Origin of the sequence: Nonomuraea pusilla (genome assembly GCF_900109355.1) — a bacterium.
In the GTDB taxonomy this organism is placed as follows: Bacteria; Actinomycetota; Actinomycetes; order Streptosporangiales; family Streptosporangiaceae; genus Nonomuraea; species Nonomuraea pusilla.
Window position 1 is genome coordinate 293,362 of sequence record NZ_FOBF01000003.1, and the last position, 13,796, is coordinate 307,157.

The 13,796-nt window shown below is 71.1% G+C and carries 13 protein-coding genes; 6 read left to right on the top strand and 7 right to left on the bottom strand.

Translation table 11 applies throughout. The features are described 5' to 3' along the window. Positions 1–46: 46 nt before the first annotated feature. The gene (locus BMX74_RS07300) at positions 47–1,582 is read left to right on the top strand and encodes an aldehyde dehydrogenase family protein (protein WP_091099160.1); all 1,536 of its coding nucleotides are present in this window, start codon (positions 47–49) and stop codon (positions 1,580–1,582) included. 85 nt (positions 1,583–1,667) lie between these two features. Here BMX74_RS07300 and glnII read toward each other — a convergent pair whose 3' ends face one another. The 4 genes from glnII to BMX74_RS07320 form a co-directional block, all read right to left on the bottom strand. Then, a complete protein-coding gene (gene glnII / locus BMX74_RS07305; protein ID WP_091099162.1) occupies positions 1,668–2,687 on the bottom strand; it encodes a glutamine synthetase in 1,020 nt (339 codons plus the stop codon). A 100-nt stretch (positions 2,688–2,787) separates the two neighbouring features. After that, a complete protein-coding gene (locus BMX74_RS07310) occupies positions 2,788–3,270 on the bottom strand; it encodes a hypothetical protein (RefSeq protein WP_218153910.1) in 483 nt (160 codons plus the stop codon). 103 nt (positions 3,271–3,373) lie between these two features. Continuing rightward, positions 3,374–6,337: an AAA family ATPase gene (locus tag BMX74_RS07315; RefSeq protein ID WP_091099164.1), complete on the bottom strand. Its 2,964-nt coding sequence runs from the start codon at positions 6,335–6,337 to the stop codon at positions 3,374–3,376. 10 nt (positions 6,338–6,347) lie between these two features. After that, the gene (locus BMX74_RS07320) at positions 6,348–7,016 is read right to left on the bottom strand and encodes a hypothetical protein (RefSeq protein WP_143078579.1); all 669 of its coding nucleotides are present in this window, start codon (positions 7,014–7,016) and stop codon (positions 6,348–6,350) included. 326 nt (positions 7,017–7,342) lie between these two features. Here BMX74_RS07320 and BMX74_RS07325 point away from each other — a divergent pair, with 326 nt between their 5' ends. Both BMX74_RS07325 and BMX74_RS07330 read left to right on the top strand, forming a co-directional pair. Then, positions 7,343–7,660: a carboxymuconolactone decarboxylase family protein gene (locus BMX74_RS07325; RefSeq protein WP_055505807.1), complete on the top strand. Its 318-nt coding sequence runs from the start codon at positions 7,343–7,345 to the stop codon at positions 7,658–7,660. Positions 7,661–7,731: 71 nt separating this feature from the next. Beyond that, the gene (locus tag BMX74_RS07330) at positions 7,732–8,493 is read left to right on the top strand and encodes an SDR family NAD(P)-dependent oxidoreductase (protein WP_439951520.1); all 762 of its coding nucleotides are present in this window, start codon (positions 7,732–7,734) and stop codon (positions 8,491–8,493) included. A gap of 150 nt (positions 8,494–8,643) precedes the next feature. On the opposite strand, the gene BMX74_RS07335 is transcribed toward BMX74_RS07330, so the two are convergent. Continuing rightward, positions 8,644–9,852, bottom strand: a complete 1,209-nt coding sequence (locus tag BMX74_RS07335) for an ABC transporter ATP-binding protein (RefSeq protein ID WP_055505808.1) — start codon at positions 9,850–9,852, stop codon at positions 8,644–8,646. Positions 9,853–10,035: 183 nt separating this feature from the next. Here BMX74_RS07335 and BMX74_RS07340 point away from each other — a divergent pair, with 183 nt between their 5' ends. Next, on the top strand, positions 10,036–11,094 hold the full coding sequence (locus BMX74_RS07340; protein ID WP_055505809.1) for a LacI family DNA-binding transcriptional regulator: 1,059 nt from the start codon (positions 10,036–10,038) through the stop codon (positions 11,092–11,094). An 8-nt stretch (positions 11,095–11,102) separates the two neighbouring features. Here the strand turns inward: BMX74_RS07340 and BMX74_RS07345 are convergent, their stop codons facing one another. Beyond that, positions 11,103–11,588, bottom strand: a complete 486-nt coding sequence (locus tag BMX74_RS07345) for a glutathione peroxidase (protein WP_177227272.1) — start codon at positions 11,586–11,588, stop codon at positions 11,103–11,105. A 189-nt stretch (positions 11,589–11,777) separates the two neighbouring features. Here BMX74_RS07345 and BMX74_RS07350 point away from each other — a divergent pair, with 189 nt between their 5' ends. Both BMX74_RS07350 and BMX74_RS07355 read left to right on the top strand, forming a co-directional pair. Then, the gene (locus BMX74_RS07350; RefSeq protein ID WP_337959841.1) at positions 11,778–12,185 is read left to right on the top strand and encodes an aggregation-promoting factor C-terminal-like domain-containing protein; all 408 of its coding nucleotides are present in this window, start codon (positions 11,778–11,780) and stop codon (positions 12,183–12,185) included. Between the two features lie 331 nt (positions 12,186–12,516). Continuing rightward, positions 12,517–12,981: an aggregation-promoting factor C-terminal-like domain-containing protein gene (locus tag BMX74_RS07355; protein ID WP_236714936.1), complete on the top strand. Its 465-nt coding sequence runs from the start codon at positions 12,517–12,519 to the stop codon at positions 12,979–12,981. Between the two features lie 70 nt (positions 12,982–13,051). Here BMX74_RS07355 and BMX74_RS07360 read toward each other — a convergent pair whose 3' ends face one another. Beyond that, complete coding sequence (locus BMX74_RS07360) at positions 13,052–13,723, bottom strand: TetR/AcrR family transcriptional regulator C-terminal domain-containing protein (protein ID WP_091099171.1); 672 nt, start codon at positions 13,721–13,723, stop codon at positions 13,052–13,054. Positions 13,724–13,796: the final 73 nt, after the last annotated feature.

A 13,796-nucleotide genomic window follows, 5' to 3' on the forward strand; every position in this document is an offset into this window, starting at 1 on the left:
TCCGGCGGGATGATTGTCTGTCGGGAGAAACTTCGAGGAGGTATCGGTGAGCCGACAGATCGTTTCCGTCGTGGGCGGCAAGGACGCCGCCAGTGTCGACACCTACGAGTCGACCAACCCGGCGCGCACCGGTGACGTCGTCGCCTCCGTCGGGCTGGCCGACGCCGACGTCTTCGCCGCCGCGTGCCGCACCGCCAAGGAGGCGCAGCGGGAGTGGGCGAAGGTGCCGGCGCCGGTGCGGGGCCGGGTGATCGCCTCGATCGGCCGGCTGGTCGAGGCGAACGCCGAGAGCCTGGCCAGGCTGGTGACCGAGGAGATCGGCAAGCCGTACGCCGAGGCGCTGGGCGAGGTGCGGGAGATCGTCGACACCTGCGACTTCTTCCTCGGCGAGGGCCGCCGCCTGTACGGGCAGACCGTGCCGTCGGAGATGCCGGACAAGAACCTGTTCACCTTCCGCACCCCGGTGGGCGTGGCGGCCGTCATCACGGCCGGCAACTTCCCCGTCGCGGTGCCGTCGTGGTACCTCGTCCCGGCGCTGCTGTGCGGCAACGCCGTCGTGTGGAAGCCCGCGGAGTACTCGGCCGCCTCGGCCCACGCCATGTTCCGCCTGTTCTCGGCGGCGGGGCTGCCCGACGGCGTGCTGAACATCGTCTTCGCCGACGGCGCGGAGACCTTCCGCGGCCTCGACCGGGCGCTCGGTGAGGGCACGGTGCAGAAGGTCGGGTTCACCGGGTCGAGCGAGGTGGGCAGGAGGATCGGCGAGCTGGCCGGGCGGCACCTGCAGTCGGCCTGCCTGGAGCTCGGCGGCAAGAACCCCATGGTCGTCATGCCGGACGCCGACCTCGACCTCGCCGTGGAGGGCGCGCTGTTCTCCGGCTTCGGCACGGCCGGGCAGCGGTGCACCAGCCTGGGCACGGTGATCGTGCACGAGAGCGTGCACGACGAGTTCCTGGAGCGGTTCGCGCGGGCCGTGCGCGAGGCGGAGATCGGCGACCCGGCGGGCGACGTGCTGGCGGGGCCGCTGCTCGACAGGAAGTTCGCCGAGCGGTTCGAGGAGTACCTGACCTGGATCCAGCCGCACCACACGGTCGTCACGGGCCCGGTGGGCCGCATCACGGAGGACAACCCGCGGGGCGGCTTCGACGGCGGCGACGGGCTGTACTACCACCCGGTGGTGGTCGACGGCGTCCGTCCTGACGACCGGCTGTTTCTGGAGGAGACGTTCGGGCCGATCGTGGGCGTGACGGCGTTCCGCACCCTGGACGAGGCGATCGAGCTGGCCAACCTGCCCGGGTACGGCCTGTCGAGCTCCATCTACACGACCGACGCCGCGAACGCCTTCCGCTTCCGCGAGGGCGTCTCGGCGGGCATGGTCAGCGTCAACAACTCGACGTCGGGCGCGGAGGCGCACCTGCCGTTCGGCGGCAACGGCAAGTCGGGCAACGGCAGCCGGCAGTCCGGCATGTGGGTGCTGGACCAGTTCACCCGCTGGCAGGCGATGAACTGGGACCACTCGGGACGCCTGCAGAAGGCCCAGATGGACGTGGCCGAGATCACGCCCGACCTGGGCTTCCGCCTGTAACCGGCCCGGAGCGCGGAACGCCGCAGGGAAGCGGGTGTGCTTCCCTGCGGCGCCGGTGGTGGGCGGGCGTCCTCGACGCCGGGGATCAGACCAGGCCGGCCTTCTCCAGCGCCGCGCAGCAGGTGTCCACGAGCAGGCGGGTCACCACGTACGGGTCGACGTTGGCGTTCGGGCGGCGGTCCTCGATGTAGCCCTTCTTGTCCACCTCGACCTGCCACGGGATGCGGACGGAGGCGCCGCGGTTGGACACGCCGTAGGTGTACTTGTTCCACGGGGCGGTCTCGTGGTGGCCGGTGAGGCGCAGCTCGATGTCGGCGCCGTACTGGGAGACGTGCTCCATGGGCTTGTCGCCCTCGCCGAGCGCCTCGCAGGCGGTGATGATGGCGTCGTAGTTCTCGCGCATCGCCTTGGTGGAGAAGTTGGTGTGCGCGCCGGCGCCGTTCCAGTCGCCCCTGGCGGGCTTGGCGTCGAGGGTGGCCTCGACGCCGAACTCCTCGGCGGTGCGGTAGAGCAGGTAGCGGGCGACCCACAGGTGGTCGGCGACCTCGATCGGGCCGGCGGGGCCGACCTGGAACTCCCACTGGCCCGGCATGACCTCGGCGTTGATGCCGGAGATCTTCAGGCCGGCGGCGAGGCAGCGGTCGAGGTGCAGCTCGACGATGTCGCGGCCGAACACGGCCTCGGCGCCCACGCCGCAGTAGTAGTGGCCCTGCGGGGCGGGGAAGCCGCCCTCGGGGAAGCCGAGCGGGCGGCTGCCCTTGAAGAAGGTGTACTCCTGCTCGATGCCGAACCAGGAGTCCTGCTCGGCGAAGCGCTCGGCCACCGGGCGGAGCTGCGCGCGGGTGTTGCTGGCGTGCGGGTCGCCGTTGATCTCCTCGACCTCGCACAGGACGAGTACGTCGTCGCCGCCGCGGATCGGGTCGGGGCAGGTGAAGACCGGGCGGAGCACGCGGTCCGACGAGTGGCCCTTGGCCTGGTTGGTGCTGGAGCCGTCGAAGCCCCAGACCGGAGGCTCGGCGCCGTCGGCGAGGATCTTCGTCTTCGAGCGCAGCAGAGCGGTCGGCTCGGTGCCGTCGATCCAGATGTACTCAGCCTTGTAGCTCACGGCGGTCCTTTCGGGGTTTTTCTCAGCCACGCCGAGTCTTGCGGACGGCCGTTTCCCGGTTTTTGCCCAAATGTGAACGCCGTGTTAAGTGAGGAGACCTTTACCTTTCCCGTACCGTGCCGTCCGGTTCGACGGTGAGATCCACATTGGGGCCGCCTTCTCCGCACTCGGGGCCGTTGGGGAAACGGCCGCGCGGGGTGACCTGCACGGTGCGGTCGAGCACGGGGCGGGACGCCGCGTCGCGCAGGACCAGGCGCACCCGTACCGGACGCTTCGGCAGTCCCTCGACGGCGGCGAAGCCGTGCTTGCCCCCCGTCGGCTCCACCGGGACCGAGCAGGAGTCGCCCGCGCAGGTCTGCGCCCCGGCGCGGGTGGCGGGCAGCAGGTCCATCGGCGGCGTGCGGCAGGAGCCGTCCCAGCAGACGCTCAGGTCGGCGGTGCGCGCCCGGGCGGCGATCGGGGGCTCGACGGTCAGGGCGACGCCGACGGGGGTGCCGATCGCGGTGCAGGCGAGGTCCTGGCGGCAGCCGGAGAGCAGGGCGGCCCCGGCGAGGGCGGCGGCGACGAGCAGGGGTCTGGGCACACCCCTACGACGTCGCGGGCCCGGCCGCGGTTCAGCGACCGGGCCCACGAGCAGCCGGAGGCCGCATCACCCCGCCCGGGACGGCATGCGGGCCACGTCCGGGTCAGCGCATGAAGTCCGGGCCCGTCGTCCCGTTGCCGTGGCCGTTGCCGTTGCCGTGGCCGTCGTAGCCGAGCAGGCGCATGGCGGTGTCGGGGTCCATGGCGGCGGCCAGGAGCTGGGCCCGCGCGTACGCCTGGTCGCGCTCGCGTTCCGCCTTGGCCTGCGCCGCCCGCACGCCCCTGATCGCGACGAGCGCCAGGCCCGCGCCGACGATCACCGCGACGATGACGACGAACAGCACGAGCAGCAGGGCGGGCGAAGCGAGCGCGGCCGGCGCCGCTGCGGGCGCGCCCGGCACCGCACCTGGCACCGTGCCCGTCACCGCCCAGGCGGCGATGAGCGCCAGCGCCACCAGCGCGAGCAGGCTGGAGACGATCAGCCAGACCCGTCCTGGACGCTTCCTGGCAGGCGGCGGGGCCGCGACGGGCACCGCCGCCAGGGCGGGCGCCGGCGCGGGCCCCGGTTCGGGCCGGTCGGACGCCCACGGCACGAACTCGGGCCTGCTCGACGGTTCGACGATCTCAGCAGTGACCACGGGCGCCTGCGCCGCGGGCGCGGGCGCCGGGGGCTGGAACACGACGGGCCCTGCGGCGACCGGCTCCGGCTCGATCACCGCGCCGGGCAGTTCCCGTTCGACGCGGCTGTGCTCCATGTGCGCCCTGGCCGCGTCGCGGTGGTACTCCTCCAGCTCCTCGTACAGCTGGGCGGAGGTGTAGACCGTGCCGTCGATGAGCGGGCCCGGCTCCCCGCGGATGATCGCGACGACGTCGTCGCCGTTGAGCGTCTTGTGCGTCTCCAGGGCGTGGGCGACGCACAGCACCTCCCTGCGGTGCTCCTGGAGCAGCCGCTCGGTCCTCTCCAGCAGCCGCACGAGGTTGAACTCGATGCGCTCGCCCAGGACGTCAGGGACCGGGTCGGGCTCGGCCCTGCCCGGCTCCCGCTCGGCCGGGCCCGCGCCGCCCTCGGGACGCCTGCGCACCGACTTGCCGCCGAGGATCTCCAGCTCCTGCAGCGCGGGCAGCGAGGTGACGCCCGACCCCATGCCCCAGTACGACTCCATGAGCGCCGTCAGGTACGTGGCCGAGTGCAGGTCGCCGGAGACGCCCGAGGAGTTGTCCTCGCCGAAGAACATCCGCTCCCCCGCCAGGGAGGCCAGGGAGACCATGATGTCGGCCTCGTACTCGGACTTCCAGCGGGTGAACTGGTCCTCGGGCTTGATCGAGGCCACCATGCCGAGGTAGTCGGCGCCCTTCTCGATGGTGGCGATGTCGATCTCCAGGTGGAAGCGGGTGACGTACGCGACGACGGCGTGGCACGCCTCGTGCACGGCCACCGCGTGCCGCTCCCGCTCGATGTACTCGACGTCCTCGGGCGGGCCGAGCTGCTTGAGCCGCTTGGCGCGCAGCACGTCCGACCAGGTGATGACCTCGCGCCCGTCGCGGATGGCCGTGATCAGCGACTCGTTGACGAGGTCCTTGATCGTGGCGCCGGTCGCGTAGGGGGTGATGGTGGCGAGCTTGTCGATCTGCTCGTCGGTCAGCTCGTGCTCGACCTTGTCGAAGTAGCCCTTGTACGTGCGCACCCGTCCCGCCTTGGACGGGTAGCCGACCTTGTAGATGCGGTCGATGCGGCCGGGCCGCAGCAGCGCCTCGTCCAGCGCGTCGGGCCGGTTGGTGGCCATCATGACGAGGATGCGGTACCGGGGCGGCGGCTTGGGCCGCATGCCGAGCAGCCGCCTGACCAGGCGGTTGAACAAGCCGCGCGGCTTCTTGAGCCCCGACAGCTCGGTGAGCAGCGCCTGCAGCGTGCCGGGGTCGCCGCTGCCCATCATGCCGCCGCCCATGACGAACCTGCTGCGCGGCTCCGGCTCCGCACCGCCCCGCGCGGCGGCGCGGTAGGCGAGCACGGACCGCGTCTCCTCCGACAGGTAGTTGACGCCGTGACAGCCGGAGGAGAAGGCCGTGAAGCCGCCGCCCTGGCCGGGCGGTCCCTGCTGGGCGAGCGCGCCGCGCCTGCCGAGCGAGTCGGCCTCGTCGAAGAAGACGATCACGCCGCCGTACCGGAGCGCGAGCTTGCGCAGCTTCCTGAACAGCGCCTTCACCTTGAGGATGCCGACGCCCATGAACATGTTGGTGAACGCGCCCGGATCGACGAACACGTACGGCTTGCCGGTCTCGCCGGCCACCGCCTCGGCCATGAGAGTCTTGCCGGTGCCGGGCGGCCCCCACAGCAGCAGTCCGCTGGGGACGTACCCGCCGCGCCGCTCGATCTCGTCCGGCCGCTCCAGGAAGACGATGTTCTCCCGCACCCGCTCGACCACGTGGTCCTGCCCCCACACGTCGGAGAAGCGGGTCTTGATGTCGTCGGGGAAGTACGTCTCCACGCCGCCCCTGGACAGGAACCAGAACAGGCCGACGAACTGGATGATGACGACGAAGAACAGGAAGACGATCTGGATGAGGAACGGCATCGCCTGCCAGAGCAGCGCGGGGGCCCGCAGCAGCGCGAGGAACGGGCTGACGTCCAGCACCGCCCCGAGGACGAGCGCGGTCAGCACCACCCAGAACGCGATCTTGACGGCGCGGGAGACGCGGTACCTGGTCCAGTCGTCGAAGCGCCGGTGCGTCCAGCGCTCGAAGCCGCCGAACACGCGGTGGCTCCAGAAGCGGTGGTAGCCCGACCAGTGCTCGCTGACGAGGAAGTGGAGCTGCCGCAGCGCCTCGACGCCGAGCAGCCAGAAGATCCATTGGTACTCGTTCGCGATCGCCCTGACGGCGTCGGCGAACGGCATGATGCCCTCGAAGTCGGCCATCACCTTCCAGGTCAGGATGAAGAAGGCGAGGACCAGGCCGATGAGGAACTTGCTCCGATCCCAGAAGGGCATCTTCTTCCTGGTCACGGATTCGGGGTCGGAGGGCCCGCTGCCGGGGGCACGCAGCCCTTCGTGGGGGGTGGTCGTGGTCAATGGCGCTCCCTCATCCAGGCAGCCGGAGCAGTTTGAAAGAACCCGCGATGGTGTCGAACTCGGCGGCCCGCCGGGCGTAGCACGTCGCCTGGCAGCCCATGAGCAGCACGGACACGGTGCTCCCGCCCTCGTCGACCATGGCGGTGTGGTCGAACGTCTGGACCTTGCCGCCGATCTGGTAGTTGAAGCGCACGCGCACGCCCTTGGCGCCGCCGTCCAGGGTGAGCACCTCGTCGCTGATGCGCTCGAAGCCGGTGAACAGCGGCCGCTGGCCGGTGAGGGCGTTCTGCTGCTCGTACAGCTCGCGCGTCTGGTCCGTCACGGGGAGGATGAAGTCGCGCAGCCGGTTGAGGGAGATCGCGTCGCGCTGCTCCTCGGTCAGCTTGTGGACGGTGGCGTACACGAAGGGGTCCGGCGAGCCGAGCAGGTGGCTGACGTCCGGCTGCGCCGACCTGTCGAAGGCCGTCGACCAGACCCGCTGGGCGCGGGTGAGCGCCGCCTGGGAGCCGGGCCGGTCGCCGGTCAGGAACAGCTCGATGGGCGAGGCGTTGAGCCGGGTGAACGAGGCGGGCACCTTGAAGTAGGTGGTGCCGTCCCTGTCCCGTACGTAGGTGAAGTCGGGCTGCCCGCACGCCGACAGCGTGAGAACGGCGACGAGGGACACGATGACGGGCGCCATGATGGGCGCCATGATGGGCGCGGCGCGGCGCGCGATCCAAGCCCGTGTCTTTTTCACCGGGGCTTACCTCCGCTGTACGGACCAACGGTGTTGTTGTGCCCGTTTTCAGAAGGAATGAGGCCGATGCACGGTGAGAAATCTTGACCAAATCTTGCTCGTAGCTTGGCTTTGCTTGTTACAGATCCGAAACGGAGTTTCGGTGGCGTCCTGTCACCCCAAGATCGGCCGCAACGTTCAGGCAACCCCCATTGGTTCATGCCGGTAAGTGGCGAAAGATATGAGGCAACCCTCTCCACCACCCGGAGCGCGCAATGAGAGAACCCGCCATGCAGACGGTCGACTCGTTCGGCATCACCGCCGAGCGGCAGTTCGCCGACCTCTGGTCGAGAACGGTCCTGCCGGACAGGGAACGGCGCCTGCTCCTCATCGGCCTGCTCGTCGGGCAGGGGCTGCACGAGATGGTGGACGTCCAGCTCGACGCCGCCCTGCGCTCGGGCGAGCTCGCCGAGGACGAGCTGCGGGAGATCGTCGTCTTCCTCACGCACTACGCGGGCTGGACGCGAGGCGCCCAGCTCAACACTCAGGTGGAGGAGCTGATCGAGCGGGTCGCCCGCGAACCGTCCCCCGGCCCCGGCGCCGGCTGAGCCGGACGCGGCCGGGCGGCTCGTCCCCCGGCCGAACCGGGGGCGGGCCGGGCGGAGGTTAGGGTTCTCCCATGCCTACCGCACTGCCTACCGCACTCATCACCGGCGCGACCTCCGGCATCGGCGCCGCCTTCGCCCGGCGCCTGGCCGCCGAGTCGTTCTCGCTCGTCCTGGTGGCGCGCGACGAGCACCGGCTGGAGCAGAACGCCGCCCAGCTCAGGCTCAGGTACGGCGTGGACGTCGAGGTGCTGCCCGCCGACCTGTCGACCGAGGAGGGCCTGTCCGGCGTGGAGTCCAGGCTCCGCGACGGCGTGCAGCTGCTGGTCAACAACGCGGGCTTCGGCCACCCCGGCGCCTTCCTGGAGGTGCCCGTCGAGGACGAGGTGCGCATGCTCAAGGTGCACTGCGAGGCCGTGCTCAGGCTGACGCTCGCCGCGCTGCCCGGCATGCGGCGTCGCGGCGCGGGCGCCGTCGTGAACGTGGCGTCGGTGGCGGCGTTCTTCACGCGCGGCACCTACAGCGCGTCGAAGGCGTGGGTGGTGAACTTCAGCGAGTCGGCGGCGGCCGAGGTCGGCGACCCGCGCATCAAGGTCATGGCGCTGTGCCCCGGCTTCGTGCGCACCGAGTTCCACGACCGCGCCAAGATGGACACCTCAGGCATCCCCGGCTTCCTCTGGCTCGACGCCGACAAGGTGGTCAAGGAGGCCATGCGGGACCTGGCGCTGGGCAAGCGCGTGTCGGTGCCCGACCTCCGCTACAAGGCGATCGTGGCCGTCGGCAGGCTCATCCCGCAGAACCTGGCGGCCCGCGTCTCCGCCCGCATCGGCCGCTGACGGCCCGGGGAGCCCGGCGGGCGGACATGGGTGGGCCCCCAACGCGGGAGGGGGTCGCGGTGGGGGCCCGGCGGCCGTGAGCGGGGCTCACGGCCGGGAATCAGCGGCCGTGGTCGGCGGCGTGGGATCGGCGGTCGTCCGCGAGGCGGGTCAGCGGTTGGCCTCGTGGCCGATGGCCAGGCCGGACGTCACGTCGAAGAAGTGCATGTTGTGGGTGTCGACCACCAGGTCGATGTGCTGGCCGGGACGCACGTGGCTGCGCGCGTTCACGCGGGCCGTCCACAGCGACTTGTCGCCGGTCAGCGGCAGCGCCTCCTCGTCCTCGCCGGCGTCGGCGGCGGCGACGGTGTCCTTGTGCTCCACCGGCGGGGCGTCGATGAGGAACAGGACGTTGATCTCGGAGCCGAGCTCCTCGGTGACCTCCGCCTTGACCGGGAGGGTGGCCCAGCCGTTGGCGTGGCTGCCGGCCGAGCCGGCGTCCTCGAAGTCGGACGGGCGGATACCCAGGATGATCTTCTTGCCGATGTACTGGTCGAGGCCCGGCTTGTCGGTGAACGTCGAGTCGGGGATCGGCAGGCGGATGCCGGCGAAGACCACGGCGGCGCCGTCGTCGCGCACCAGCTCGGCGGTGACGAAGTTCATGGCGGGCGAGCCCATGAAGCCGGCGACGAACAGGTTGACGGGCTTGTCGAACAGGTTCTGCGGGGTGTCCACCTGCTGGAGGATGCCGTCGCGCAGCACGCAGACCCTGTCGCCGAGGGTCATGGCCTCGACCTGGTCGTGCGTGACGTACACGGTGGTGACGCCGAGGCGCTCGTGCATCTGGTTGAGCGAGGCGCGCATCGAGACGCGGAGCTTGGCGTCGAGGTTCGACAGCGGCTCGTCCATGAGGAAGGCCTGCGGCTCGCGGACGATGGCGCGGCCCATCGCGACTCGCTGGCGCTGACCACCGGACAGGGCGGCCGGCTTGCGCTTGAGGTAGGTCTCGAGGCCGAGCATCTTCGCGGCCTCGTTCACGCGCTTCTGGATCTCCGGCTTGGGCATCTTGCGGAGCTTGAGGCCGAAGGCGAGGTTCTCCTCGACCGTCATGTGCGGGTAGAGCGCGTAGTTCTGGAAGACCATCGCGATGTCGCGGTCCTTCGGCGGGAGGTGGTTGACCACCTTGTCGCCGATCGCGATCTCGCCGCCGCTGATGTCCTCCAGGCCGGCGATCATCCGGAGCGCGGTCGACTTGCCGCAACCGGAGGGTCCGACCAGCACCATGAACTCGCCGTCCTTGATCTCAAGGTTGAGCCCGTCCACGGCCTTCACGCCACCGGCGTAGATCTTGTCGACGTTCGTCAGAACGATGGATGCCATGACATTCCTTCGCGCTCCAGGGCGGGGGGCCCGGACGTTGGTGCGGGGGAAATCCACTGAACGTGGATACGTTTTCAAGCATCTCACCCGAAACGGACATCGCTGTCAAGGGTCCGAGTCCCACCAGCCTTTGCGGTGACAGCGGGCTTCCCGTCGCGCGGAAAGCATGATGGAATCGTTTCCATGGAGAAGCGGGCGACGATCAAGGACGTGGCCGAGGCCGCCGGGGTGGGCGTCGCCACGGTGTCGAGGGTGCTGTCAGGAGGCTCGGCCAGCCCGAGCACGCGCGAGCGCGTCCTTGCCGTCGCCGCGCAGCTCGACTACCGGCCGAGCGCCCTGGGACGCAACCTGCGCCAGCGCCGCACCGGCGGCATCGGCCTGCTCGTCCCCGACCTGACCGACACCTTCTACGCGCAGCTCTCGGAGGGCGTGCTCGCCTGCGCCCGCGCGGCGGGCGAGCCCGTCGTGGTCGGCTCCACGGGCGGCGACCCCGAGCAGGAGGCCGAGCTCGTGGGCATGCTGCTGGAGCAGAGCGTCGATCGCCTGATCGCCGTGCCGACCGGCGGCGCCGACACCTGGGCGCCCGCGCTGAAGGCCGGCATGACCGTGGTCTTCGCCGACCGGCTGCCCGCCGAGGCCGCCCCCGACGAGCCCGACGCCTTCACCGACCTCCTGCTGCTCGACGGCCTGGCCGCCCCGCCGCCCGCCCCCCGCCCCCTGGACGCGCCGGCGGTGCTCGCCGACGACCGGGCGGGTGTGCGCACGGCGGTGCGCTACCTGCGGGGCCTCGGCCACCGGCGCATCGCCTTCCTCGGCGGGCCCGGCCACGAGCGCCGCGCCGGCGCCTTCCGGGAGGCCGTCGGCGCGCCCGTGGACGAAGAACTGGTCGTCTTCGCCACCGGCAGCCGCGACTCGGCCTACGCCGCCGCCTCCGGGCTGTTCCAGAGCCGTCCCGACCTGACGGCCGTGGTCGCCGGGGGGAACGTCCTCGGGGAGGCCGCCGTGCTGGCCGCCAGGGAGCTCGACCTGCGCGTGCCCCGCGACGTGTCCCTCGTCATGTACGACGACGTGCCGTGGGCCGAGCTGTGCTCCCCGCCGCTCACGGTGATCGCGCAGCCCGGACGCGACATGGGCTACCGCGCGGCGGAGCTCGTGCTGCGCGGCGGGCCGAGGCGCGCGCGCTCGGTCACGCTGCCCACGGAGCTCATCGTGCGCGGCAGCTGCGGCCCCCGCCGCACCTGACCCCGCCGCTACAGGACCTTCTCGATGGCGGAGGTGACGGCGGGGTCCTCGGGGGCGGTGCGGGGGCGGAAGCGCGCCACCACCGCGCCCGAGCGGTCGATGAGGAACTTCTCGAAGTTCCACTGCACGTCGCCGGCCTCGCCGCCGTCGTCGGCGACGCGGGTCAGCTCGGCGTAGAGCGGGTGCCGGCCGGGGCCGTTCACGTCGGTCTTCTCCAGCAGGGGGAAGTCCACACCGTACGTGGCGGAGCAGAACTCCTGGATCTCCTCGGGGGAGCCGGGCTCCTGGCCCATGAACTGGTTGCACGGCACGCCGACCACGGTGAAGCCGCGCGGGCCGTACTCCTGCTGGAGCTTCACCAGGCCCGCGTACTGCGGGGTCAGGCCGCAGCGCGAGGCCACGTTGACGAGCAGGACGGCCCGGTCGCCGGCGAGGTCGGCGAGCGTCGTGGGCGTGTCCGCGAGGGTGCGCAGCGGGATGTCGCGAAGGCTCATGATCCGACCCTACAGAACCCACGCAAGCCCCAACTGTGACGCAGTCCTCATTTTTCCGACAAATAGCCAGAACACACACAAATAGTGATCTTGGTTTGTTATCTGATTTTTCATGGTCAATTAGCGAAGAAGGGCGGAAGTCAGGCAGGGTGACGCGGTCCCCAACCCCCGTCCGAAAGGGAACTCCGCATGCCCATGCTCCGCCGTACCAGCGCCATCGCCGGCCGGATCGGGCTGGCCGCCGTCGTCACGGTGGCGGGCGGCGCGACGGCCGCACAGGCGCAGACGTCCCAGTCGAGCAGCAGGAACAAGGCGATCGCCAGGCCCATGGCGGCCGGGCGCGGCTGGAGCGGCGCGCAGTTCCGCTGCCTGGAACGGCTCTGGGCCAGGGAGAGCGGCTGGAACCACCGGGCCGGCAACCGCTCGGGCGCCTACGGCATCCCCCAGGCGCTCCCCGGACACAAGATGGCCGTGTCGGGCCGCGACTGGCGGACCAATCCCCGCACCCAGATCGCCTGGGGTCTCGGCTACATCAAGCAGCGCTACGGCTCGCCGTGCCGGGCATGGGGCCACTTCCTGTCGCGCCACTGGTACTGAGCCGAGGGTCAGGCTCGCCCACGATCAAGGGCAAGCCCTCACCATGAGCGCGGCGGGCCGGGCAAACCGGTCCCAGCGAGAGAGCACTTTGTCCACAACGATCACGCAAACTCCTGTCCGCGGCGTGTCACTCTCTGTGACGACTGGTGACACTCCGTAATAGGAAAGCGCAGAGGAAACGTCGCGGGCCCATCCGGGCCGCCCGGCACGAGGGGGCGGCAGCACAGGATCCCGGAGGGCCGCGCGGACCCTCCTCGTCCGAGCCGCGGGCGAGGAAGGCAGGGCGCCGGAACGGCGCCCGTCCGCACGCGACCCGACAGCAAGGATCGCCTTGGACAGCAAACGCGCCCTCAGCGGCACTCTCGTCACCGTCACCGTCATGATCGCGGCACCCGCCGCCCTCGGAGCGCCCACCGCCCACGCGGCCGCGGCGCCCGTCAAGATCCGCACCTGGACGACGTCGGCGCAGCCCCGCGTCACCGCCGCGCGGCCGACCAGCAGGAACAAGAAGATCGCGCTGAACCAGGTCGTCCAGCGCGCGTGGAACTACCGCGAGTTCCGCTGCCTGGACAACCTGTGGACCCGCGAGAGCGGCTGGAACCACCACGCGCTGAACAGCTCGTCCGGCGCGTACGGCATCCCGCAGGCGCTGCCCGCGGGCAAGATGCGCGGTGCGGGCAAGGACTGGAAGTCGAACCCGGCGACGCAGATCCGGTGGGGTCTGGCCTACATCAAGGGCAGGTACGGCAAGCCGTGCGGGGCCTGGGGCCACTGGCAGGCCCACAACTGGTACTGAGAGCGCCCGCGGGGGCGCTCACCTGGGCGCCCCCCGCCGCGCCCCGACCCCACGGACCGGCAGGGTGCGCTCAACGGGCGCCCTCGCCGCGGCCCGCGTGCACGCCGATCGCCTGGATGAGCAGTTCGAGCCCGAACTCGAACTCGGCCTCGTGGTCGCAGCTGTCGAGCAGCGGGGCCAGCGCGCTCACCTCGGGGAACAGCGCGGGATCGACCTCCTCGGCCTTGAGCGTCCCGGCGTGGACGGGCGCGAACGTGGGGGTCACGCCGACCTCGCGCAGGAGCGAGCCGACGATGAACGCGATGAACATGCGCAGCGCCCTGACGGCGTCCTCACCGCCGAACCCGGCGCCGCGCAGCGTGGCGAGCGCCCGCTCGACCGGCAGCAGGCCCGCGTGCGAGTGGAGCTGGCGGCTGACGACGAGCATGGTGCAGCGCGGGTAGTGGTGCGCGATCTGGCGGAAGGCGCGGGCCTGCATGCGCACCCGGTCGGTCCAGTGCGCGCCGGGGTCGTCGGTGAACTCGACGCCGCTCAGCACCGTCTCGGCGACGCCGTCGAGCAGGGCGTCCTTGTTCGGGACGTGGTTGTAGAGCGACATGACGCCCACGCCGAGCTCGGAGGCGATGCGCCGCATGGACACGGCGTCGGCGCCCTCGCGTTCGACGAGGTCGATGGCCGCCGCGAGGATGCGGGCGCGGGACAGCCGCCCCGTGGGGGGCTCGGTGGGCAGCTCGGTGGGCATGGCTCATTGTATTGACGCACGTACACCGTACGTGCAAGCCTCGACAGTGGACGTACGGTGTACGTAATCCCCC